Source organism: Psychromonas sp. KJ10-10, from assembly GCF_047323245.1.
In the GTDB taxonomy this organism is placed as follows: domain Bacteria; phylum Pseudomonadota; class Gammaproteobacteria; order Enterobacterales; family Psychromonadaceae; genus Psychromonas.
In genome coordinates this window covers 3193270-3214404 of the sequence record NZ_CP178826.1, presented here as the reverse complement: position 1 = coordinate 3214404, position 21135 = coordinate 3193270, and the positions used below count along the sequence as shown (strand labels likewise).

Genomic DNA, 21135 nt, shown 5'->3' with positions numbered 1-21135 from the left:
TCAAATTGTGCCTGTGCAGACTTCTAAGGCTAATTGATAGTCTATTGGGTCGATGCTAATTAGCAAATCACCTTTTTTGACTCGTTGCCCCTGTTTAACATTCATTACATCAACCACACCTGAAATTTGAAAGGAAAGGTGGGAGCGATTACCTGCATCAACTTCTGCTAAAAACACATCGTGAGCGGTACCTTATAGTGTAGGGATTTCATACAGTTTTACCGGTTTTATGACTTCATTAGTTTCAACCGCGTTACTACTGTCACAGGCATTAAGTGTGGCGACTAACAGGCTAAATAAAAGTAACTTAATAACAGTTAGACTCTTTTTGGGGAGCATTTTTCTTTCCTTTCTTTCAAAAAAATATTTTATTGCACAGTTGTGTAGTATATTGTTCATTTTTGTGAGGTCAATTGTTATTTTGTGAATTAATAAAAAATATCTGATGATATTCTGTTAAGCATGTCTTCAGAACATGTAGATGCTAAAATAGATCTGTTGAATATTAAAAGAATGAGAAACTGTTGTATGAAAGTTAAAAAGCAGGGGCGTCGAAGTGCGGAAACCGCTCAAGAAACCAAAAAACAAATATTATGTACCGCAATGATTTTATTTTGTGAGCAGGGCTATCAAAGGGTTTCACTAAGAAATATTAGTGACGTTGCTGGCGTATCACACAGTTTGATACGTTATCACTTTGGTAGCAAAGAACAGATTTGGTATGCTGTTAGTGATCAGTTACATGAATATATACAAGAGTATGTTCTGAGGTTGATTGCTCAATTACCTGAAAATATTAATGCTAATACCCGTTTATACCTTTTTTCAGTACGATTACTAGCACACATGTTATTAGAACCCAAACCGATTCAGTTTGCGGCAGATATGGTACGACAGGAGGATAAGTTTTTAGATTATTTTGTAGATTCACATGGGCAAATAGAACAGGGAATTGGCGAATTAATTGATCTTTATAATATTCAAAACCCTGATAATAAGACTAGTTTATGGGAACAAAAGTGGATGATTATTATGAGTGCACATGCGACCCATAGTTTAAGGCCCTTTATGGTTGAAGACTGGAAGGTCGCTAGCATTACTGAAGAGTCCTCTTTATTAACTCATTGGAGAATTTTTAATAAACAAACTGCTCTATTATTAGGTGTAAAGAAAGAAGATATGATTCACCCTGAACAACTTAGTTCCCTTTTAGTTGAAATGGAACCTTGTACAATGACAGTTGCTTAAGGTGATTCTTATTTAAGGTGACTTCTACTTAAAGTAAAGAGTAGTTAAGTTGCTAATGCTTTAAGCCTTTTTGTGGTTAGCAACATTAAGATTGTAAGCAATAACAAAGAAACAGGTAAAAGCAAAAATGTAAAAGATGTCGCTAGCAAACCGATTAGTGGTGGCATTAAGGTGGTTCCTACATAAGCAAAAGCCATGGAAAGTCCGATAATCGCCTGCGATGCATTTTTATCAAATCGATGCGGTGTTAGGTGAATAGTATTCGGATAAATTGGTGCACATCCTAGCCCGATCAAAACTAAGCCAACTTTAGCAATAATTCCAAAAGATGTGGCATGCTCCTGTGATAATAAACTGGGTAGTAGCAATAAAATAACACCCATAAAAATGATATAAACGCCCGCAGTAATTATCTTATCTTCATCAATAGAATCTGCAATAAAGCCACAACTAAAGCGTCCTAAGGTGATCCCTAAAAAGTACATTGCGGTCCAAAAAGTCGCATCTGAAGGCAACACATTAAGCTCTAATATTAAAAAACTGGTCGCCCATAAACCTGTTGTCGCTTCTAAGGCACAGTAACAAAAGAACATCAGTAGCTGTACTTTTACACCTGAAATTTTTAAAGCCATCATATTAGTGATAGGCGCGCTATGTTCAGATGCCGTATGAGTATGGTTGTTTGTTACTAATTTCCATAGAGGTAAGGTCAGAAATAATATACCAACTAGTGCAATTTGAATGTAGGAAATGGTGGCATATCCTTCTCGCCATCCACCTTGTTGTCCGATATAAAGCGCCATAATCAGTGGACCGTAGGTCGCGCCTACTCCCAAAATGAATGCAAAAAATTCATGTGTTTTGATTTGTAATGAGTGGCAACAAAATTGTTTAAAGTCGCATCAACAGCGCCAGCACCAAGACCTAGGGGAATAGCTAAAATGACAAACAACCAGATACTTTGAGCAAAAGTAAACCCGTATAAGGCAATCGCAGTCATAGCCACACTGATTAAAACAACTTTGCCTGTACCCAAACGATGAATCGCTCGAGTAGACATCAAGCTAGAAATAACTGTGCCGACACTAATAATAAGCGAAACAATACCAGCAAATGCGATACTACTATTGATGTCTTGGCTGATAATAGGCCATGAAGCCCCAAGCAATGAATCGGGTAGTCCGAGACTGATAAAAGCAAGATAAATAACGGCAAGTAGTAGTATCATAAAACTCTGTCTTAAGTTGTTTGAAAAATAAAACAATACTCTCTAAGTCATTAGCTTAATAGTAAGATACTCGCTTATACTATAACAATTCTATTTTATGGCTATATATCAATGCAAATATATAATATTGAAACCAATCACAAAGGAAAGGAATTAACCTTACATGGTAATGAAGATTTTCCCTGTGCTTTTTATGACGAAAAATTTTCACAGTTTATTACCGGCGAAGTGCCTTGGCACTGGCATGATGAAATTGAGTTAGTCTATGTCGTAGAGGGGCGTTGTAAGGTTCAATCATTAACAGGCTCTTTGATTTTAGAGCAGGGCGATGCTGTTTTTATTAACGTTGCTTGCTTACATAAATTGGAAGATATAGGAGAGCTTGATTGCCATATTTTAAATTTTGTACTGAATCCTGGTTTCTGATAGGAGGCACGCTGTTTAGCCGTATCTATAAAAATTATGTTTTTCCTGTGGTCAACAATACGCAATACTTAATGTACAAATTTAATCACACTGAACATTGGCAACAACTGGCTATCGATGAACTTAAAAAAGCATTTTTCTTGTGCGAAGAAAGGACTGGTGAGTTAGGTGTGAAAATTCATTTAATGTCTTTTTGGAATTTATTTTATGAAAATGAAATAAAGCGACTGACGGATGTTGCTAGCTGTTCTCCCTATAAAACAAGAATGGAGGCGAGAATGCAAAAACTATTAACCTTTATTCATGAACATTACGCTGAAAACTTATCGGTGAAAAATATCAGTGAGGTGGCTAATATTAGTGAAAGTGAGTGTTATCGTCTTTTCAAAAAAACATTAAAAAGTACACCCAATCAGTATTTGACTGAATATCGCTTACAAAAAGTCTGCTAATTTATTAATGGAAAGTGATAAACAAGTGACCGAGATAGCACATCATGTGGGGTTTAATTGTCCCGCTTATTTTACTAAACGTTTTCGCCTTGTTTTTGGCAAAACACCCAAACAGTTTAGAAATTCGTCTATTATTTTAGATTAAGCCGTTTAGATTAAGTGCATAATTCTAAGAAAGTTAAAGTTGTACACTTTGTGCTATTTGATAGTAATTTTGTATTACTTGTAAATCAGTTTGATAGGTTTTATTTAATGATGCATTTTTTATCGTGCAACTATCATCATTCTGTTCAATTGAGCAGTTTTCTATGGGAATATCGTCGACACTGCTATTAGCAAAAAAAGAGAATTCTACGCTAGGTGTAGTGATTTGATTTTCGATATTAGATTCGCTAGTTTTGTTGTCGCCACAAGCACTCAAAAAAACTATGTTTGAAATTAACGAAACGATTGCGAATTGTTTTGCTAGGCTACCTAGTACCATTTTATAATTCCTTTATGTCTCTCCACCAATAAGATAAACATAAAGGATCATCGGTTAAAAAAGGGTTAAGATAACTAAAAAAAGCGGTTATTGTTAAATAACCTCAGTTCTGGATAAGTAAAACGATACAGTACCGTTATTTACGCGTATTTCTGCGTTAAATCATCTCCCAATAACCCGTTATTGCTTCGATAATTCGCCTTGAACTACGCAAAACTAACAGCACTGTATGTTATATTTTTAAGTTATTGAAGTTTAATGTTATTTCGCTTCCATTATCCAGAGCTGAGGTTAAATAATATTAGTCGCTTTACTCGCTTCATGCTTAGTTATAACAACCGCAATCGTTTTAGAGGTAGGAGTAAAACTGCCTTTACCATAACTTGCTAATGCAACTAGTGGGTTAGCTTCTGGAAAATAAGCCGCAATATTTCCTCGCGGTGTATCGTAGGGAATTAACTGAAATGCAGACACTTTACGAGTGATTTCATCGGGCCAAAGTGCTTCTACATCAACTTTATCCTCGGCTTTAAAACCTAAATCTTCAATATCTTGGGGATGCATCATTATAATTTTTCGGTCACCACTAATGCCACGGTAACGATCTTCAAAGCCATAAATAGTCGTGTTGTATTGATCATGCGAACGTAGAGTTTGCAAAACAAAAATATGATTATTGCTCAAAGCGCGTTGTGAAGCAGAGATAATGCTTTCAGGTAGTTGACAGGCTTCAAACTGTGCTTTACCCGTTGGAGTAGACCATAGTCTCTGTCTTTGCTGTATTACCTAAATAAAAACCACCATCCTGTTGACTACCTTGATTCATATTTTCAAAACCTGGAATGGTTTTAGCAATTAAATCACGAATAAGATCATAATCTTCAACAACTTTTAACCATGATATCGGTGTTTCACCTAATGTTGCCTGTGCCATGCCTGCAATAATCGCTGGCTCAGAGCGCATTAATGCAGTATCACTTTCTACCACACCGCGAGAAGCATGTACCATAGAAAAGGAATCTTCTACCGTCACTGCTTGGTTTTGTCCCTTTTGAAGGTCGATATCTGTTCGCCCTAAACAAGGCAGAATAAGAGATTGTTTGCCAACAGTTAAATGAGTTCGATTAAGTTTAGTGGCAATGCTAACGGTTAAATCACACTGGGATAAGGCTTGCTCTGTGATCGGAGTATCAGGTGTTGTTGCTACAAAATTGCCACCTAAAGCAATAAATACTTTGCTTTTACCGCTGAGCATGGCCTCAATGGATTGGACTACATTATGGCCTTCGTGATGGGGAGGTTTGAAACCGAAATTTTCTTCAATTGATTGTAAAAAGGCAGGCATCTGGTTTTTCATTAATGCCCATAGTGCGATCGCCCTGAACATTAGAATGACCTCGTACAGGACAAAGTCCTGCACCTTTACGGCCAATATTAGCGAACAGCAATTGCAAATTGGTTAGTTCTTGAATAGTTTCTACAGAGTGTTTGTGTTGTGTAATACCCATCGCCCAGGTAACAATGACACTTTTACTTTGTTGATATAAATCTGCTTGCTTGGGTGATTTCTGCTTGGCTCAAGCCTGACTGGATAATAATCTGTTCCCAGCTTGTTGCTTCAACAAGCTGTAAATATTTATCTAAACCCTGAGTATGTTTTTCAATAAATTCAGTATCAAACACATCATTAGTTTTTTGATGGCGAGCTAATAATACTTTCACCATACCGCGAACGGTGGCCATATCTCCGCCTAAATTAGGCGTGAAATATTGCTGAGAAACAGGGGTTGAACCATTAGTTAACATTTCAAGAGGAATCTGTGGATTAGTAAAGCGTTGTAATCCTCGTTCTTTAAGTGGGTTGAAACTCACCACTTTTGCGCCACGTCTTGAAGCTGTACTCAAGGTTTCAAGCATTCTTGGATGATTAGTACCTGGGTTTTGTCCGAATACAAAAATGGCATCGGTATGATCAAAGTCTTCCATTGTCACTGTGCCTTTACCCACTCCGATGGCTTTTTTCAAAGCAATACCACTGGCCTCATGACACATGTTAGAGCAATCTGGAAAGTTATTGGTACCAAATTTACGGGCAAATAATTGATATAAGAAAGTCGCTTCATTACTTGCTCGGCCGGAGGTATAAAATTCAGCCTGATCTGGACTTTCTAATTGATTGAGATGTTGGGCAATCAGTTTAAAGGCTTCATCCCATGATATCGCCTGATAAAGGTCCGTGTCACGGTTATAAACCACGGGCTCAGCTAAGCGACCTTGGTATTCAAGGTAATAATCACTTTGTTTCTTTAACCAACCCACAGGATGCTTGGCAAAAAAGTCCGCATCAACACGTCTGCTGGTGGCTTCCCAGTTAACTGCCTTTGCACCATTTTCACAAAAACGAAAAGTCTTGCTGTGAGTTTGTTCTCCCCATGCACAGCCTGGACAATCGAAACCGTGATCTTGATTGGTTTTTAATAAATTACGAATATTCTTAGCAACATTTTCACTTTTAAAGAGATGTTTGGCTGTGCTTGCTAATGCTCCCCAGCCACCTGCTGAACCTTGATAATCTTTATAACTCATTTATTAATTCTCCAATCGCCATGGTAGACATTAAAATTGTCTATTTTGGTAAATCCGATTAATGTTAAGTCAAATTGTTTCTGTCGCACTCACCGCCAATGATGAAGGTGCACCAATCGAAACAATAATATTAATATTAGCCATAATAGCTTTTTGTACTAATTCAAAGCTGATACGTCCACTGAGTACTAAAATAGCGATATGATTGTTAATGTTTTTGTGATCAAGGCAACGCAAACCAATGACTTTATCAACGGCGTTATGTCGCCCCACATCTTCAGCGATGAAATCAAATTGATGATTATTAAAGATACCTGCCGCATGTAATCCACCTGTTTGTGCGAAATTTTCCTGTTGCTGGCGTAATAATTGAGGTATTTCAAACACTTTATCACTATCAATAGAGGTGTTATTTTCTGTCTTAATAGCAGGGGCTTTTAGCAGTAGGGCATTTAATGATGTCTTACCACAAATGCCACAACTTGAGTGATTAGTAAATTGACGTTCAATAATTTTCCAATCAGGTTGCACCGTTTTTGATAAATGCACCATGACTTCATTTGCGTGCAAGGACTGTTTATTAATTTTGAATTTACAGCCTTCGATATCATCTTTTTTCTTGATAATACCTTCCGCTATTAAAAAACCATGGATTAGTGCTTCATCATCACCGGGCGTTCTCATTGTCAGTGTGAGTATGCGATCTTGATATTGCTGAGACTTTAAATCGTAATAAGACAAACTAATTTGTAAGGGTTCTTCAACCGCAATATAGTCCTCTTGAACCTGTTTTTGTAATTTAGCATCGCCACTCTGTCGTTGATAATGTATACGATTCATTATCTTTATTGCTTCAGGAGGAGCAGGGGGAATATCACGTGACATACATTATTCTTAATACTTATAGTGGCTAGGGAGTTTATTACATTAAAACTAAACCCCTATAGTTTCAAGGGAAAAGTACATAACATCAAAATAAGAATCATTTATTCTCTTTTGTTGGTTGGAAAGTGAAGGATGAGTTAGGCGTTTGTTAATTAGCTTTTTATTAATTTGAAGATTGTTTGATAGGTGGATCTAAATAATTGTTCATGTTTAAAAGTTTGATATATTGAATCAATTTTAATAAATATAATTGCACTGCCTATCCGTTGTGAATATACAGTGGTACTGTATAGGAAGTTACTATACTTCATTTTAAGAGATGAGTTTTATCATGGCAATCAGTGAATTTGAAATAAAGCGTTGTGAGAAAGAGCTGGATAGGTTTATTGATGAGCATAGACCTCCTGTTCATGTAAGAGACGAGCTTGACCTTAGCTATAAAATTGAAAATCAAAGCGTAATCCTATTTGAAATTAGAGCTAACTTTAGAAATCCATCTGAAAAGTTAGATATTATGATTGCCAAAGCTACCTATGTAAAAACACAAAAAGTGTGGAAGATCTATTGGCAAAAATCAGATCTTAAATGGCATATCTATGAACCTGTAGCAACAGTAAAGCGTCTGGAAGAGTTTTTGCAAGTTGTTAGTGAAAATAAGTACGATTGCTTTTTTTAGTTAACGTATAACAAACAATTTTAGTCGCTAAAAAACAAATTCCATGAGTCCCAGATCTTTCATTTTGCATTTTTGTTAATTAACAATGAAATTCCAAGAGTATATATTTGAATCACAACTAAATGTGAATTAGTGTTTTTTAAATGATCTGGCTTAGAATTAGAAAGTCTTCAGCTTTGTTAAGCGAAATATAGGATGCCATTATGACTTCATTAGTTTCGTTAGACCGCCTTCGATTTCTACTTAATCGTTTTGGTGAACGGCTTTGGGTTCGACCGTTAGCGATTTGTTTACTATCAATTGTTGTCGTCTTTGCGACGAAAATCATAGATGGTTCAAAGTTTGCTAACCTTGTGCCTTTAGTTGAAAAGGACTCTGTTGAAACTTTGCTTTCCATTATGGCCTCTAGCATGTTGGTCATCGCAACTTTCTCTGTGTCATCTATGGTTGCGGCATACGCAGCGACAAGCAACTCAGCGACACCGCGATCCTTTACTCTTGTGCTTGCTGATGATGTATCACAGAATGCACTTTCCACCTTTGTTGGGGCCTTCATTTTTAGTGTCGTTGCACTCACCGCTGTGAAAAACGCTTTCTATGACAAAGCTGGATTGTTTGTTCTTTTCACTCTCACTGTGTTTGTATTCGCTGTGGTGATCGTGACGTTTGTACGTTGGGTAGACAGCATTGCAAGATTGGGAAGAATTGGTTCAACAATTGAAAGAGTTGAAAAAGCAACAGCAAAAGCCCTGTTAAGAAGGCGAGATAAGCCAACGCTTGGCGGAATATCAATATCAGGGGATCCAACAGCAGGACAAGCCGTGTACGCCTCAAAAATTGGTTATGTGCAACATATTGACATGGCAGTACTTCAAAAGTTGGCTAGTGATATTGACGCGACAGTTGTGATATCGGCTTTGCCCGGCACATTTGCTTCTCCGGATAAGGTGATGGCTTATGTCACAATGTCATCAGGCGAACTGTCGGAGTCTGACTGTGCATGTTTAGTCGAGTCGTTTCAAATAGGAAGCGACCGTACCTTTGAAGATGATCCTCGATTTGGTTTGGTTGCATTATCTGAAATTGCGACTCGAGCGTTATCTTCAGCTGTTAACGATCCTGGGACTGCGATAAAAGTCATTGGCACATTAGTTCGATTAATTTCTATTCTTGATAAGCCTGCAAAAACAGAGAACTCAAACCAAAACGAATATGATCGAATAGCTGTTCCAGAAATCTCAGTATCTGATATGTTCGAAGATGCTTTTACGTCTATCGCTCGAGATGGTGCCGGAACCATAGAAGTATGTATTCGCTTACAAAAGGCGCTGAATTCTCTTGAGTCACTTAACAATGAAGAAGTTCAGAAAGCGGCTCGTTATCACAAAGATTTAGCGTTAAAGCGAGCATGTAAAGTACTTGATATTGAAGAAGACTTAGTCGCTGTTAGGAAGGTCGCAAATGCAAATGCAAATGCAAATGCAAATGCAAATGCATATAAGGTAGATTGAGCTTGAATAATATCCATCGATAAGTAAAGAATCGATCTTAGATGTGATATCTATACCATGAGGGTGAAACAGAAAAAGACTACAGCTTAATTATGTTTATGGACAAGGATTGATTATGAATTTTAAATATTGGATATTATTACTTACTTTTTCTCTTATCTCATGTGTAGGTGACTCATCGAGCGAGATAGATACCGTTGATGTATATATCTCAAAAGGTGATACTCAGTGTAATGATGATGGCTTAACCATCGAGGAAACAATTTCATTTTTAACCACTTCAGGTATCGAAGTTTCAGAATCACAATGTGGTGTTATTTCAGATTTGTCTTATCCTGCAGTATGCGGAGGCGGAACTAATAATATCTATATCCATACAATTGAAATAGATGACCTGGGTGATGCAGAGAACTTGGGCTTTACCGATACATCATTATTAATAACAGAAGAAAGCAGTTACTCAATCGTTGAATGTGAGTAAGCACTTAAACCAATGGTCGATTGTTCTTTTCATGCATTAATTGGGTTTATTTTGAATAAGTGATGATTTCATTCTATGAATTTTGTGAAAGCCTAGATAGAAGGCCTTTCTCCAAGTTACCTCTGTTGGTATCAATCCAGAATCAACATTGTTCATCGATGATATGTTTGACAATATTTTGCCACAAAGAAATGTGGTATTCACAGTTATCATTTGTAACTTTGAAAGGGAAATGATTATTGTCATTTGAACATAATTTAGCTACGTCATAGCCAGATGTATAACAACCAGAATAGTAGTTTGTAAGGAAAGCATGAAGAAATTTATCCTATTTGATAACGATGGGGTTTTGGTAGAAACGGAACATTGGTTTTATATGGCTTACAAAAGAGCTTTGCAAGAGATAGGCATTAATATTTCGTTGGAGACCTATTTGGACAATATGTCTAAAGGTATCTCTTCTTGGAATTTGGCAATTGCAATAGGAATACAGCCGGATGAAATTTTCTGTTGCTCGAGTAAAACGAGATAAATACTACCAAGAATATTTAGCCTCTGAGGATATTAGAATAGAAGGGGTTGTCGAAACCTTATCTGAGCTGGCGCCTCACTATAAAATGGCCATTATTACTACCTCTAAACAGGTTGATTTTGATCTTATTCACCGTAATAAAAGCATTGTTAAATTCATGGATTTTGTTTTAACGAGAGAAGATTATGATCGATCTAAGCCAGACCCTGAACCATATTTAACGGGATTAAAAAGGCTGGGAGCTACCAGTTCAGAGGTGGTAGTGGTAGAAGATTCAGCGAGGGGGTTAAAATCTGCTATTGCGACTAATATAGATTGTATAGTCGTTAAAAATGAGTTTACAAAAAGTAATGATTTTACTGGTGCTGTATTAAAAATTGAATCACTTAAAGAATTACCTTTAACTATAAAAAAATTTAAATAGCATTAACCAATTATGGTTTATCCCAAAAACACTTTAAATAATCAGACTGGAAATAAGAAACTCTTCAGTCTCGTAAGGTATTAAAAAGTAAAGATATGAATAAGTGGATTGCTTCACCCAAGCCTGTGAAAGTTACAACTTTAATTAAAAGCTCTTTGGATAAAGAAGCTGGAAAATTAATAGATGAAGTATTGAAACCAAGAAGTATTAAAGCACCAAAATTAGAAGGGCACTCTAATTATCTTGTTGATATTTATACAAAGTGGTATGGAAATTCTTTTTATTTTTGCACTAAATATAATAGTCCTGGGAAAAATGCAATTTCTCCTAGTTTTGAAATGAAACTTGCAAGGATGGTGCATGTAGGAAATGAGGAATTTAACTTATCTTATATGCGATATAATGATAAATGGCTTGAATTACACCGAAACCTGACCTTACAAGAGTGTTTGCATGCAATTGAACATGAACCATATTTTGTGCTGTAATTTTCCTAACAGGTAATTTGAAATGGAACTCAAACAGTTTGTCGATTTTTGTGACACATATAAACTACAATTTCTTACCGTTGGTGGGAATGTTAAGGTTGTTGATTAATTATATTTTTATCTTCTTATCGAAATGTTTTTATATTTATTCTTTAAACATATTTTTATAGAAATTCTACAGCATCATTAGGTGTAATATGTGGAATGAACTTAAAAAATTGAGAAACCTGATTGAAATAGAGGAGTAATTTAATATGTCAGAAGTAAAGTATGTCTTGAAAAAAGAGGATATTGAAAATATAGAAGGGAAACTAAAGAACATTTCTTGAACAAAAATGCACAATGCTCGAACAAGTCTCTCGGCGATCTCGTAGGGTTAAGCGGATTCGGCTTCCATATTATGGAGGTTCAACCAACTAAAGACTCTACCGAGCATCATTTTCATTATAATGAAGATGAGTGTATTTATATTCTTTCGGGGGAAGGTACAGCCAGAATTGGAGATGAATATATTTCTGTTTCGGAAGGGGATTTCTTAGGGTATCGAAAAGGTGGAATGGCGCATTCAATACAGAATACAGGGACTAGCGTATTGAAATGCATAGCAGTAGGTCAACGTTTAGAAAGCGATGTTGTAAACTACCCAATTGCTGAAAAGCAGATTTTTAGAACCAGAGGACTAGGCTGGAAGGTCGTTAAAACTTCAGATGTGAATAACCGCCCGACGGCAAAGAAATAAAATATGGAAAGGCATTATAAAAGGTAAAAAACTTTTTAGTAAATAAATGTAACAATAGTTTTTCAGTCGGACAAACACAGTTGCCTTTGCTTGTAATTTACAAGTTTTTATTCGTTTAAAGCGGTTTATGAATTAAGGATATCTTATTAATGATCAAATCTGTCGGGAATACTAAAATACGAGAGAAACATATCGCAACGTGCCATTGTGGTTCAGTTAAATTAGAGTTATCGCTCCCAAATGGAATAGAAAAACCTAGGCGTTGTGATTGTTCAATTTGCAGGCGTAAAGGTGCAATTGTTGGATCTGTTGCTTTAGATGGTATTCGCATCATTGAAGGAGCAGATGTTATAAAACTCTATGAATTTAATACAAAAACTGCGAAACATTTTTTCTGCTCTAATTGTGGCATATATACGCATCATCAGCGTAGATCGAATCCAAATGAATATGGTTTTAATATTGGGTGTCTTGAAGGTGTGAATCCATTCGAGCTGGGTGATGTAGTAACTAATGATGGTGTAAATCATCCTGCCGACAGATAGGCTTTATGCATTACTTTTAATACATTGGCTCAATTTACTATGCAAGTAACAGATATTTATCAATAGCTATTTTAACCTAACGACCTCAGTTGATTATATCCTGTAAGCCAAAACTCCTAGTGTAGATTTTTATACTTGTGTTGAAACGCATAACCTTCAACATATCAGAAAACAAAAAAGTTAAGGATTAACGAATGACTCTGACAAATAATACCAACAAAGCAAAACCATTAAATACAGCCTTAATCGGATTAGGCATGGTCGCAGATACTCATGTTGAAGCAATTACCGGGTTAAACGGTAAAGTTAAACTGAAAGGGGTATTCGCGCGTGGACAACAAACTGCTAAAGAATATGCCATAAAAGCATCATCAATATGTGGCCATGAGTGTGAGGTTTATTCATCTATTGAAGAGGTTGCTAATGATCCTGAACTGGACTTCGTTATTATCGCAACTCCGCCTAATGCTCGTTTACAACTTATTAATTTATTTGCTACAGCGAAAATGCCTATTTTGCTTGAAAAGCCGATTGAAAGAACAACGGCGGTACGCAACTGAAATTGTTGAAATATGCGAAACTCATAATGTTCCTTTAGGTATGGTTTTTCAACATCGCGCTAGAATGGCCTCAATGAAATTACAAGATATGATCAAGTCTGGTGAGCTAGGGGAATTAGGTTTAGTTAATATTGAGGCGCCACTGTGGCGTTCGCAGTCTTATTACGATGAACCCGGACGTGGAAGCTACGAGCGTGATGGTGGTGGGGTGCTTCTTTCACAAGCGATTCATACCATGGATTTGGCACTGAGTATGACTGGTGATATTACAGAGGTGCAGGCTATTTCTCGTACGACTCGATTTCACGATATGGAGTCTGAAGACTTTGTTACTGCAGGTTTGACCTTTACTAATGGTGCAGTCGGAAACTTGCTTGCCACCACGGCAAACTACCCAGGTATGCCTGAATGCATCACGCTTCATTTTGATAAAGCGGTTGTTAGGCTTGAGCGCGCAAACTTGCATATAGTCTGGCGTGATGGACGCACCGAGACATTTGGTGAAGATGAAGTAGCTGTTGAAGGCGTTACTGGACCAATGGATTTTAAATCGTCTTGGCACGGAGGCATCATTTCAGACTTTGCTGATGCAATAACTAATGGAACAGCCCCAATGGTAAGTGGCCGTGAGGGTTTAAAAGTACATCAACTTATTGATGCATTGGTTGCTTCTTCTGAGCAGAAAAAAGCAGTAACACTTTGAGGTTATAGGACTTTAAAAGGGCGATTTAATTCTCCCTTTTAATGTTGTGAATTTTTTCATTTTGAATTAACGCTATAGTATTTTAATTTCATCTTCTTGTTAGTCATATAATTTGCTATTTACCCTAAAAAGGTATAATTTTTACTCATGTGTGATTTTGAATATGATACAAATAAAAGCCAAAACAATTTAAGTAAACATGGAATCGATTTTGATGAGGCTAAATTATTGTGGAATGATCCTGACTTAGTTGAGATCCCTGCCAATACAAGCGATGAACCACGCTTTGTTATTATTGCATTCCACAATGGCAAACACTGGTCAGCTGTTTTATACCCATTACCAATCAGGATGCTTTGTTCAGTCGCTAGTTCGGACAGCAAGGCAAGGCGCAACATGATGACCTCTCGAGCTATTAACTTCGTTAATCCTCTGCCGGTAGATGTAAAAACAAGTATTTACATCTTAAATGGCTAGTCCTTATCGAATGTTGCAACGCTGAATTGTTTTTCGAACTAGCGACCCATAGGGCAAGTTGTGAAGCAAGTATCTTCGTTGTTAGAAAGTATTGATTGAACCAGTTAGATCTTCAACTTTCTGCCTAGAAGCTACTCACCTCACAACTTGCTGAACTTGCATCTTGAATGGTAACGGGTACAACCTATCGTGATAAAAATATCCGAATCATTTCAGTTAGACGTTCAAGGAAAAATGAGGTGAAATTTTATGAAAGCTTCTGATTTTGATAAAGAATTTGATGATGGTAATGATATATTAGCTAAGTTAGATTTATCTAAAGCAAAAAAAACAACGCAAATAACTAAAAGAGTTAATGTAGATTTTCCGGAGTGGATGATTGACTCACTGGACCGAGAAGCAAGTCGAGTAGGCGTTACTAGACAATCAATCATTAAAGTTTGGTTAGCTGAACGTTTAGAAAATCTACATCATGTTAAGCAAGGCTAAAAGGTCGATTAGGTTAAAAATCATTCAGCTCAAGTCTTTGATTATATAAAAGAAAATTTTGTTGTGATTGAATTAATCACAACAAAATATTAAAAAGTTATTTTGTATAAGACTTACTCACACGTCGTGTTAGTCCACAAAATAATGAATAAGAAATCGTTTCTGAGAGTTTAGCGACTTCACAAACTGAAATATTATCGCCCCAAAGTTCGACATCAAATCCAATACAGTCCTGTTGCTCAAACATTGATAAATCAACCATCAACATGTCCATCGAGACACGTCCTAATACTTGGCTTTTTTTACCATTGATAAAAACAGGCGTACCATTCGGAGCATGTCTTGGGTATCCATCAGCATAACCAATAGATACTGTACCTATTTTAGTTGTTTTGTCAGCCATCCATAATGCGTTATAACCAACACCATCACCTTTATTAATGGTGCGTTGTGAGATAATTTTGGTTGCAAATGTCATTGCTGGTTTTAATGGCTTTGCTATCTGTTGATCATCAATCGGGCTTGCCCCGTAAAGGACAATACCTGGGCGTACCCATTGGGTTCTGCCTGCGACTGCTTTTGATAATATCGCTGAAGAATTAGCAATGCTGACTTCACCCGGTAGTTTCCCAATGGTCTCGATAAACAATTCTGTTTGTTGTTTCGTTGAAGGGGAGCTTAGGTCATCTGCTGATGAGAAATGACTCATATGCACAATATTATTCACTTGCTTCATAGTGGATAATTGTTGGTAAGCATCTGCATATTCTTCAGGTAAGAAACCTAATCGGTGCATACCTGAATCCATTTTTAGCCAAGCATTTATCGGTTGACTAAGCTCAGATGCTTTTAATGCATCTAATTGAAATTGATTATGTATTGCACACCATAAGTTATTTTCACTGATATACACTAATTCATCTGCAGTAAAAAAACCTTCGAGCAATAATATAGGCTGTGTAATGCCTGCATCACGTAACTCTATCGCCTCTTCAATACAAGCGACACCAAATGCATCTGCTACATCAGCTAGCTCATTAGCCACTTCAATTGCGCCATGGCCATAAGCATTCGCTTTAATTGTTGCGATTGCTTTAGCAGGTGCTGACAGTGATTTAGCATATAAATAATTTTCTTTAATCGCACTTAATTTAATAACTGCTGTTGCTGGTTCTAGCCATTATTACCCCTAGCGCGCGTAGCGATCTGCTGATAAACCAGTACTATCAATCTCAGGTGTTTTACTATTGATAACATCACTCACAAACTTCGCCGAGCCAACTGACATGGTCCAACCTAATGTGCCATGGCCAGTATTTAAGAATAAATTATCAATTTTAGTTTTTCCTAAAATTGGGGTGCCATCTGGTGTCATCGGTCTTAAGCCTGTCCAGAATTCTGCTTTTGCTAAATCACCGGCATGAGGGAATAAATCAGCAATTGAAAATTCAATGTTTTTACGGCGTTTTTCTAATAGAGCCATATTATAAGAGGTGATTTCAGCTGTTCCACCAACTCTGATACGGTCATCTAAACGAGTGATCGCAACCTTGTATGTTTCATCCATAATCGTTGATTCTGGCGTTGCAGAATAATCTTCAATTGGCAGTGTTAGTGAATAACCTTTGACCGGATAAACAGGCACTTTGATTCCAATTTTTGCAAGCATATGGGTAGAGTAAGAGCCCAAAGCCATTAAGTAAGCATCTGCAGTGAGTTCGCCTTTACTGGTAGAAACACTGACGATTTCGTTACCCTGTTTGTTTATGTTTTCAATATTGGTATCCATCACAAACTTAACGCCAAGGTTTTCACATTCTCTAGCTAATTCTGTCACAAACATGTGGCAATCACCTGTTTCATCGTTAGGCAAATGAAGTCCGCCAACAATTTTGTTAATTGTGTGTTTAAGAGCTGGTTCATAGGCTAAGCAATCATCCGCTGTCAGTATTTTATGGTCTACGCCACATTCCTTTAATACTTCAATATCTTTTTTAGAACCTTTAACTTGGCTATCGGTACGGAATACTTGCAAAGTACCTTTAGTTCTATGAGCGTATTGAATATCAATTTCTTTTCTAAGTTCGCGCAGACAGTCACGGCTATATTCTGCCACTCGCATCATTCTTGCTTTATTGATGTGATAATCAGTCGTATTGCAATTAGCGACCATTTTGGTCATCCAAAGCATGGTTTCTGTATCTAAATCTTTAATGCTGATTTTTAAAGGTGCAAGCTCTTGCATCAACCATTTCATTGCTTTTATGGGTATACCCGGAGCTGCCCACGGAGCTGAGTATCCTGGAGATATTTGCCCTGCATTGGCAAAACTTGTTTCATTCGCGACACTTGATTGTCTATCAACTACTGTAACGTCATGACCTGATTTAGCTAAATACCAAGCACTTGTTACGCCTATTACACCAGAACCTAATATTAGAACTTTCATGTGTTATCCCCAAATAGTAATCAATTCGAATACTTATCTTAATTGATATTCGCAATTATTAATGTTTGTATTTAGATTCATTTCAGAGCAAAAAACTAAAAATAAACAAAAATCAGAGTTTTAACCTGAATGACAGTCTATCGTCGTTATTTGTTAATATTTAACATGTGTTTTTACATTTATTGATTATGAAAAATTTTCTGTGATTGTTAGTAATCTATATGTTTTAAAAAACTTAATATAACTATCTCAAACTTGTCTTAGTGTGCCTACAGATGGTTTTTTAACATTAAGCCCAATGCGTTAACATTAGTTTGGCGGTTATAAAGAACCATGAAGGGCATGTTTAGTATTTTTTATTCTACATAAATAAACACAAACACAGTAGTTATAGCTAGAGTACCATAAAGGCCACAGCAGAGCGTAGTCGTGCAGATCTGCTTGATAATATCGCAGAGTAAAGGAAGTACTAAAATGAATTTATTAATAGGGTATTTAGGATGGCTCCGAGACTAATGAACATCAGAACATTATCCAACCTTGATGCTTGTTTAATGATAGTAAATTCGCTAGCCAATAGAAGCACTTTTTTCTAGCTCTTTGAGGAGTAAATACTTGCCATTCGATTCTATGTGCTCTAAGAATTCCGTGGCGATAAGTGTTGGTCGTTTAGTGTTAGACCACATAAAAAACCAATGTGAGTCAATGGGCAGTTCCTTAACAGGTAAACGTACTAGTCCACTTTGCCCGCCGTAGGTCAGAGTATGTGCAGAAATAATAGAAATACCTAATTTAGACATCACCGAGTGCTTAATTGCCTCATTACTTTCTATAGTCATTTTTATGTTTGCTTGTAATTTATGTTTTTTAAATAATTGTTCAATCGCATAACGTGTTCCCGAGCCTTTCTCGCGCATCAAAAAAGGGGCTTGGCATAATTCACTCAAACTAATGCTTTCCTGCTTAGCCAGCGGATGGTCTTGATGTGCGATAGCCACTAAAGGGTTTTCTAAAAACGCTAAGCTATGTGCCTCGATATCCTTGGGTGGATGACTAAAGACATAAAAATCGTCTATTCCCTGTTTCATACGTTCGATAGTTTGTTCTCGGTTACCAATGTATAGTTGAATATCAATATTTGGAAATTGTTCGCAAAAAGGGCCAAGTAGGTGGGGAATAAAATATTTGGAGGTGGTGACGACGGCTAAACGTAATGTGCCCGATTTTAACTCGCGCATACTGCCTAGAGTCTGGTATAAGCGTGAAAAGCTATCAAGTACTTCAACCGCTGTTTTCACTAATTCCAAACCCACATCTGTAAATACTAATTTACGATTTACGTATCGGTATAAGGGTTCACCAATCGTGTCGCTTAATTTGCGCATCTGAATGGAAACCGTCGGTTGAGTTAAAAAAAGTGCTTTGGTCGCTTCATTAATGCTCTCTTTATCATGCACTGCTAATAAAATTTCTAGTCGCCTCATTGTGCCTACATGGGCATGAAGTCGTGAATGCATAAGTTTGTCTCCGCTGATTATCATTATTTGTTTTTTATGTATAGATATTAGGCTATATATAAATTAGATTATATCTATTTTTGTCTATCTTATTATTTTGAAATAATAGGGTATAATAAATACTTCATTATCATCCAAAAGGAATTTCTATGAGCAATTTTAAAGTCGCTATCATTATGGGATCACAATCAGACTGGCCTGTAATGCGTCAAGCAACCGTACTTCTTGAAGAGTTTGGCATAGCCTATGAAGCGATGGTCGTTTCTGCTCACCGCACACCAAAACGTTTATATGAGTTCACCGACACTGCAGAAGATAACTACAGCGTAATTATTGCTGGCGCTGGTGGTGCCGCTCACCTTCCTGGTATGACTGCGGCACTAACCTGCGTGCCAGTAATTGGTGTTCCTGTTGAGAGTAAAGCGCTTAAAGGGATGGATAGTTTATTATCAATTGTTCAAATGCCAAAAGGCGTTGCTGTAGCGACACAGGCGATTGGTGAAGCGGGGGCATTTAACGCGGGTTTATTAGCGTCACAATTTTTGGCAAATCACGATACAACATTAAAAGCTAAACTAAAAGAATGGCGAGCAAAGCAAACTGAGAGTATAGCGTGGGAGGTCGAATAATGCGCATTGCGATTGTCGGTTGTGGCCAGTTATCACGAATGATGGCACTGGCAGGCATTCCACTTGGTTTAAAGTTTAGTTTTATCCATGATGATAAAACACAGACTAGAGATTGTGTACAAGGTTTAGGTATTATTGAATACACGCCTAGTAAAGAAGCTGATACAAATAGTTATGCAAAACAAGCTATAGCAGACCTTTACCAAGCACTTGGCGAGCCGGATTGTATCAGTGTTGAAAAAGAACAAGTAGATGTCACATTATTACAGGCTTTAGCTGGGTTCTGCCCAATTTATCCAGGGGTGGATGCGATAAAAGCTTGTCAGCATCGAGGTGCTGAAAAACAATTATTAACTCGCTTGAATATTCCAACCTCTCCTTATGTCTACAACGAAACTGCAATAAAAGCAGTTGAAGTCTTAGGTTACCCGGTGATGGCAAAATCATGCACCGAAGGTTACGACGGTAAAAACCAATGGGTGATAAAAAACGCTGATGATGCAATTAAGTTTGATGCTTTGCGGTTAACGGATTATATCATTGAAGGTTTTATTGAATTTGATAAAGAAATATCGCTGGTTTCTACTCGCGGTCAAAGTGGAGAAATAGCACATTACAGCCTAACTGACAATTACCATGAAAAAGGGATATTAATCCATTCAATTTCACCTGCTGTGAATATTTCTGATGACTTACAAGCACAGGCAATGCGTTACATGGAAAGCTTGCTCAATGAGTTAGATTATGTTGGCACCTTAGCGATTGAGTTTTTTGTGGTAGGTGAGCGTTTAATGGTAAATGAGTTAGCGCCAAGAGTGCATAATAGCGGACATTGGACTCAATTGGGCGGCATCACCTGTCAATTTGAAAACCATGTACGAGCAATTGCAGGCTTGCCCCTCGGCAGTACAGAGCAAATATCGATAACCGGTATGTTTAATCTTATCGGCACAGAGAAACCACCTTTTGAAGTGTTAACTGCAAATAGCAAATTACATTGGTACAACAAAGTCAGCAAAGCAAAACGGAAATTAGGGCATATCAATTTAATTGCTCCTACTCTACCTTTGCTTGAGCAACAAATAGCGCAGTTGAATTTGACCTGTAAAGCAAATCATTAATGTAATTAGTTAGGGCGTTGCTGTTTGAGTATAACCATGAAGTATAAACTTCATGGTTATGCGATAAGCTTAAGTTATTTAAATATTTGTCATGCTTTAAAAAATGCTTATTTAAAGCATTCTACCTTATACTAACCTTCAAAAGTACAGGCCTATGCATTTAAGTTTTGTCTATTAATCAATACCTTATTCTAAAGGTGCACACATTTGTTGACCGATAACTAAACAATTTATTTAAGTGCTATTTTCTAGCAAGTAAAATAAATCAGTTCATTATGAGATGTGATTTTATCTTTATACCAATTCCGTTAATTTAATGATCAAATATTACGCAGGAAAAAGGAGCTAGTTTAAGGCGGAAGTAGCTTAGGTGTAAATGCAAGCATTTACACCTTTAATGGTTGTTCCCTTTACAAGACTTCCAACGCGAAAATAGCTTTTTTTAACCAGTAAGATTGATCACTTATTTAGTGGAATTGGTATTA

General features: G+C 36.9%; 26 protein-coding genes and 1 pseudogene. 17 read left to right on the top strand and 10 right to left on the bottom strand.

Going from position 1 to position 21135, the window contains the following annotated elements; all coding sequences use genetic code 11:
• Both ACLKMH_RS18445 and ACLKMH_RS18440 read right to left on the bottom strand, forming a co-directional pair.
• On the bottom strand, window positions 1-177 hold the full coding sequence (locus tag ACLKMH_RS18445; protein ID WP_413699425.1) for a biotin/lipoyl-binding protein: 177 nt from the start codon (window positions 175-177) through the stop codon (window positions 1-3).
• Between the two features lie 15 nt (window positions 178-192).
• Window positions 193-339 (bottom strand): hypothetical protein, encoded by a 147-nt coding sequence (locus ACLKMH_RS18440; protein WP_413699424.1) that lies wholly within the window; start codon window positions 337-339, stop codon window positions 193-195.
• 189 nt (window positions 340-528) lie between these two features.
• On the opposite strand from ACLKMH_RS18440, the gene ACLKMH_RS18435 reads away from it, so the two are divergent.
• Window positions 529-1248: a TetR/AcrR family transcriptional regulator gene (locus ACLKMH_RS18435; RefSeq protein WP_413699423.1), complete on the top strand. Its 720-nt coding sequence runs from the start codon at window positions 529-531 to the stop codon at window positions 1246-1248.
• Between the two features lie 44 nt (window positions 1249-1292).
• Here the strand turns inward: ACLKMH_RS18435 and ACLKMH_RS18430 are convergent, their stop codons facing one another.
• Together ACLKMH_RS18430 and ACLKMH_RS18425 are read right to left on the bottom strand one after the other, a co-directional pair.
• Window positions 1293-2084 carry an MFS transporter gene (locus ACLKMH_RS18430; protein ID WP_413699422.1) on the bottom strand — a complete coding sequence of 264 codons (792 nt, stop codon included), beginning with the start codon at window positions 2082-2084 and terminating at the stop codon, window positions 1293-1295.
• Window positions 2075-2476, bottom strand: coding sequence for an MFS transporter (locus ACLKMH_RS18425; RefSeq protein ID WP_413699421.1), 402 nt, complete (start codon window positions 2474-2476; stop codon window positions 2075-2077). The genes ACLKMH_RS18430 and ACLKMH_RS18425 overlap by 10 nt, the downstream gene beginning before the upstream one ends.
• Window positions 2477-2587: 111 nt before the next feature.
• Here ACLKMH_RS18425 and ACLKMH_RS18420 point away from each other — a divergent pair, with 111 nt between their 5' ends.
• From ACLKMH_RS18420 to ACLKMH_RS18410, 3 genes are all read left to right on the top strand, one after another.
• Window positions 2588-2902, top strand: a complete 315-nt coding sequence (locus ACLKMH_RS18420) for a cupin domain-containing protein (protein ID WP_413699420.1) — start codon at window positions 2588-2590, stop codon at window positions 2900-2902.
• Between the two features lie 71 nt (window positions 2903-2973).
• Window positions 2974-3354: an AraC family transcriptional regulator gene (locus ACLKMH_RS18415; protein ID WP_413699419.1), complete on the top strand. Its 381-nt coding sequence runs from the start codon at window positions 2974-2976 to the stop codon at window positions 3352-3354.
• Window positions 3355-3361: 7 nt separating this feature from the next.
• Window positions 3362-3499, top strand: a complete 138-nt coding sequence (locus ACLKMH_RS18410; protein ID WP_413699418.1) for a helix-turn-helix domain-containing protein — start codon at window positions 3362-3364, stop codon at window positions 3497-3499.
• A gap of 33 nt (window positions 3500-3532) precedes the next feature.
• Here the strand turns inward: ACLKMH_RS18410 and ACLKMH_RS18405 are convergent, their stop codons facing one another.
• The 3 genes and pseudogenes from ACLKMH_RS18405 to ACLKMH_RS18395 form a co-directional block, all read right to left on the bottom strand.
• Complete coding sequence (locus tag ACLKMH_RS18405; RefSeq protein ID WP_413699417.1) at window positions 3533-3838, bottom strand: hypothetical protein; 306 nt, start codon at window positions 3836-3838, stop codon at window positions 3533-3535.
• Between the two features lie 291 nt (window positions 3839-4129).
• A pseudogene (locus tag ACLKMH_RS18400) lies at window positions 4130-6424 on the bottom strand (FdhF/YdeP family oxidoreductase).
• Between the two features lie 69 nt (window positions 6425-6493).
• Window positions 6494-7309, bottom strand: coding sequence for a formate dehydrogenase accessory sulfurtransferase FdhD (locus ACLKMH_RS18395; RefSeq protein WP_413699416.1), 816 nt, complete (start codon window positions 7307-7309; stop codon window positions 6494-6496).
• 331 nt (window positions 7310-7640) lie between these two features.
• Between ACLKMH_RS18395 and ACLKMH_RS18390 the strand changes: the two genes are divergently transcribed.
• From ACLKMH_RS18390 to brnA, 11 genes are all read left to right on the top strand, one after another.
• The gene (locus ACLKMH_RS18390; RefSeq protein WP_413699415.1) at window positions 7641-7985 is read left to right on the top strand and encodes a DUF3024 domain-containing protein; all 345 of its coding nucleotides are present in this window, start codon (window positions 7641-7643) and stop codon (window positions 7983-7985) included.
• Between the two features lie 203 nt (window positions 7986-8188).
• Window positions 8189-9496 (top strand): DUF2254 domain-containing protein, encoded by a 1308-nt coding sequence (locus ACLKMH_RS18385; protein ID WP_413699414.1) that lies wholly within the window; start codon window positions 8189-8191, stop codon window positions 9494-9496.
• Window positions 9497-9611: 115 nt separating this feature from the next.
• The gene (locus ACLKMH_RS18380; protein ID WP_413699413.1) at window positions 9612-9977 is read left to right on the top strand and encodes a hypothetical protein; all 366 of its coding nucleotides are present in this window, start codon (window positions 9612-9614) and stop codon (window positions 9975-9977) included.
• A gap of 497 nt (window positions 9978-10474) precedes the next feature.
• Window positions 10475-10933 carry an HAD family hydrolase gene (locus ACLKMH_RS18375; protein WP_413699412.1) on the top strand — a complete coding sequence of 153 codons (459 nt, stop codon included), beginning with the start codon at window positions 10475-10477 and terminating at the stop codon, window positions 10931-10933.
• Between the two features lie 95 nt (window positions 10934-11028).
• The gene (locus ACLKMH_RS18370) at window positions 11029-11421 is read left to right on the top strand and encodes a hypothetical protein (RefSeq protein WP_413699411.1); all 393 of its coding nucleotides are present in this window, start codon (window positions 11029-11031) and stop codon (window positions 11419-11421) included.
• Window positions 11422-11746: 325 nt separating this feature from the next.
• A complete protein-coding gene (locus ACLKMH_RS18365) occupies window positions 11747-12160 on the top strand; it encodes a cupin domain-containing protein (protein ID WP_413699410.1) in 414 nt (137 codons plus the stop codon).
• A 149-nt stretch (window positions 12161-12309) separates the two neighbouring features.
• Window positions 12310-12705 (top strand): GFA family protein, encoded by a 396-nt coding sequence (locus ACLKMH_RS18360; protein ID WP_413699409.1) that lies wholly within the window; start codon window positions 12310-12312, stop codon window positions 12703-12705.
• Window positions 12706-12899: 194 nt separating this feature from the next.
• Window positions 12900-13265 (top strand): Gfo/Idh/MocA family protein, encoded by a 366-nt coding sequence (locus ACLKMH_RS18355; protein WP_413699408.1) that lies wholly within the window; start codon window positions 12900-12902, stop codon window positions 13263-13265.
• Window positions 13237-13968, top strand: a complete 732-nt coding sequence (locus ACLKMH_RS18350; RefSeq protein WP_413699407.1) for a Gfo/Idh/MocA family protein — start codon at window positions 13237-13239, stop codon at window positions 13966-13968. Before ACLKMH_RS18355 ends, ACLKMH_RS18350 begins: the two co-directional genes overlap by 29 nt.
• A gap of 147 nt (window positions 13969-14115) precedes the next feature.
• Window positions 14116-14445 carry a BrnT family toxin gene (locus ACLKMH_RS18345; RefSeq protein ID WP_413699406.1) on the top strand — a complete coding sequence of 110 codons (330 nt, stop codon included), beginning with the start codon at window positions 14116-14118 and terminating at the stop codon, window positions 14443-14445.
• 249 nt (window positions 14446-14694) lie between these two features.
• The gene (gene brnA, locus ACLKMH_RS18340; protein ID WP_413699405.1) at window positions 14695-14934 is read left to right on the top strand and encodes a type II toxin-antitoxin system BrnA family antitoxin; all 240 of its coding nucleotides are present in this window, start codon (window positions 14695-14697) and stop codon (window positions 14932-14934) included.
• A 97-nt stretch (window positions 14935-15031) separates the two neighbouring features.
• Here brnA and alr read toward each other — a convergent pair whose 3' ends face one another.
• The 3 genes from alr to ACLKMH_RS18325 form a co-directional block, all read right to left on the bottom strand.
• On the bottom strand, window positions 15032-16090 hold the full coding sequence (alr, locus tag ACLKMH_RS18335) for an alanine racemase (RefSeq protein ID WP_413702393.1): 1059 nt from the start codon (window positions 16088-16090) through the stop codon (window positions 15032-15034).
• Between the two features lie 33 nt (window positions 16091-16123).
• Entirely contained in the window at window positions 16124-17383 is a 1260-nt protein-coding gene (locus tag ACLKMH_RS18330) for a D-amino acid dehydrogenase (protein WP_413699404.1), read from the bottom strand.
• 569 nt (window positions 17384-17952) lie between these two features.
• Window positions 17953-18900, bottom strand: a complete 948-nt coding sequence (locus ACLKMH_RS18325; protein ID WP_413699403.1) for a LysR family transcriptional regulator — start codon at window positions 18898-18900, stop codon at window positions 17953-17955.
• A gap of 149 nt (window positions 18901-19049) precedes the next feature.
• Here ACLKMH_RS18325 and purE point away from each other — a divergent pair, with 149 nt between their 5' ends.
• The gene (gene purE, locus ACLKMH_RS18320; RefSeq protein ID WP_413699402.1) at window positions 19050-19529 is read left to right on the top strand and encodes a 5-(carboxyamino)imidazole ribonucleotide mutase; all 480 of its coding nucleotides are present in this window, start codon (window positions 19050-19052) and stop codon (window positions 19527-19529) included.
• Window positions 19529-20650: a 5-(carboxyamino)imidazole ribonucleotide synthase gene (locus ACLKMH_RS18315; protein ID WP_413699401.1), complete on the top strand. Its 1122-nt coding sequence runs from the start codon at window positions 19529-19531 to the stop codon at window positions 20648-20650. The genes purE and ACLKMH_RS18315 overlap by 1 nt, the downstream gene beginning before the upstream one ends.
• Window positions 20651-21135: the final 485 nt, after the last annotated feature.

Excerpts from the sequence above, each read along its gene's own strand:
- ACLKMH_RS18410 (WP_413699418.1), top strand. The coding sequence starts at position 3,362 with ATGGAAAGTGATAAACAAGTGACCGAGATAGCACATCATGTGGGGTTT.
- ACLKMH_RS18385 (WP_413699414.1), top strand. The coding sequence starts at position 8,189 with ATGACTTCATTAGTTTCGTTAGACCGCCTTCGATTTCTACTTAATCGT.
- ACLKMH_RS18390 (WP_413699415.1), top strand. The coding sequence starts at position 7,641 with ATGGCAATCAGTGAATTTGAAATAAAGCGTTGTGAGAAAGAGCTGGAT.
- ACLKMH_RS18380 (WP_413699413.1), top strand. The coding sequence starts at position 9,612 with ATGAATTTTAAATATTGGATATTATTACTTACTTTTTCTCTTATCTCA.
- ACLKMH_RS18325 (WP_413699403.1), bottom strand. The coding sequence starts at position 18,900 with ATGCATTCACGACTTCATGCCCATGTAGGCACAATGAGGCGACTAGAA.
- ACLKMH_RS18435 (WP_413699423.1), top strand. The coding sequence starts at position 529 with ATGAAAGTTAAAAAGCAGGGGCGTCGAAGTGCGGAAACCGCTCAAGAA.
- purE (WP_413699402.1), top strand. The coding sequence starts at position 19,050 with ATGAGCAATTTTAAAGTCGCTATCATTATGGGATCACAATCAGACTGG.
- ACLKMH_RS18415 (WP_413699419.1), top strand. The coding sequence starts at position 2,974 with ATGTACAAATTTAATCACACTGAACATTGGCAACAACTGGCTATCGAT.
- ACLKMH_RS18395 (WP_413699416.1), bottom strand. The coding sequence starts at position 7,309 with ATGTCACGTGATATTCCCCCTGCTCCTCCTGAAGCAATAAAGATAATG.
- ACLKMH_RS18440 (WP_413699424.1), bottom strand. The coding sequence starts at position 339 with ATGCTCCCCAAAAAGAGTCTAACTGTTATTAAGTTACTTTTATTTAGC.
- ACLKMH_RS18420 (WP_413699420.1), top strand. The coding sequence starts at position 2,588 with ATGCAAATATATAATATTGAAACCAATCACAAAGGAAAGGAATTAACC.
- ACLKMH_RS18345 (WP_413699406.1), top strand. The coding sequence starts at position 14,116 with ATGTGTGATTTTGAATATGATACAAATAAAAGCCAAAACAATTTAAGT.
- ACLKMH_RS18375 (WP_413699412.1), top strand. The coding sequence starts at position 10,475 with ATGAAATTTTCTGTTGCTCGAGTAAAACGAGATAAATACTACCAAGAA.
- ACLKMH_RS18330 (WP_413699404.1), bottom strand. The coding sequence starts at position 17,383 with ATGAAAGTTCTAATATTAGGTTCTGGTGTAATAGGCGTAACAAGTGCT.
- ACLKMH_RS18315 (WP_413699401.1), top strand. The coding sequence starts at position 19,529 with ATGCGCATTGCGATTGTCGGTTGTGGCCAGTTATCACGAATGATGGCA.
- ACLKMH_RS18355 (WP_413699408.1), top strand. The coding sequence starts at position 12,900 with ATGACTCTGACAAATAATACCAACAAAGCAAAACCATTAAATACAGCC.
- ACLKMH_RS18425 (WP_413699421.1), bottom strand. The coding sequence starts at position 2,476 with ATGATACTACTACTTGCCGTTATTTATCTTGCTTTTATCAGTCTCGGA.
- ACLKMH_RS18360 (WP_413699409.1), top strand. The coding sequence starts at position 12,310 with ATGATCAAATCTGTCGGGAATACTAAAATACGAGAGAAACATATCGCA.
- ACLKMH_RS18405 (WP_413699417.1), bottom strand. The coding sequence starts at position 3,838 with ATGGTACTAGGTAGCCTAGCAAAACAATTCGCAATCGTTTCGTTAATT.
- ACLKMH_RS18370 (WP_413699411.1), top strand. The coding sequence starts at position 11,029 with ATGAATAAGTGGATTGCTTCACCCAAGCCTGTGAAAGTTACAACTTTA.
- brnA (WP_413699405.1), top strand. The coding sequence starts at position 14,695 with ATGAAAGCTTCTGATTTTGATAAAGAATTTGATGATGGTAATGATATA.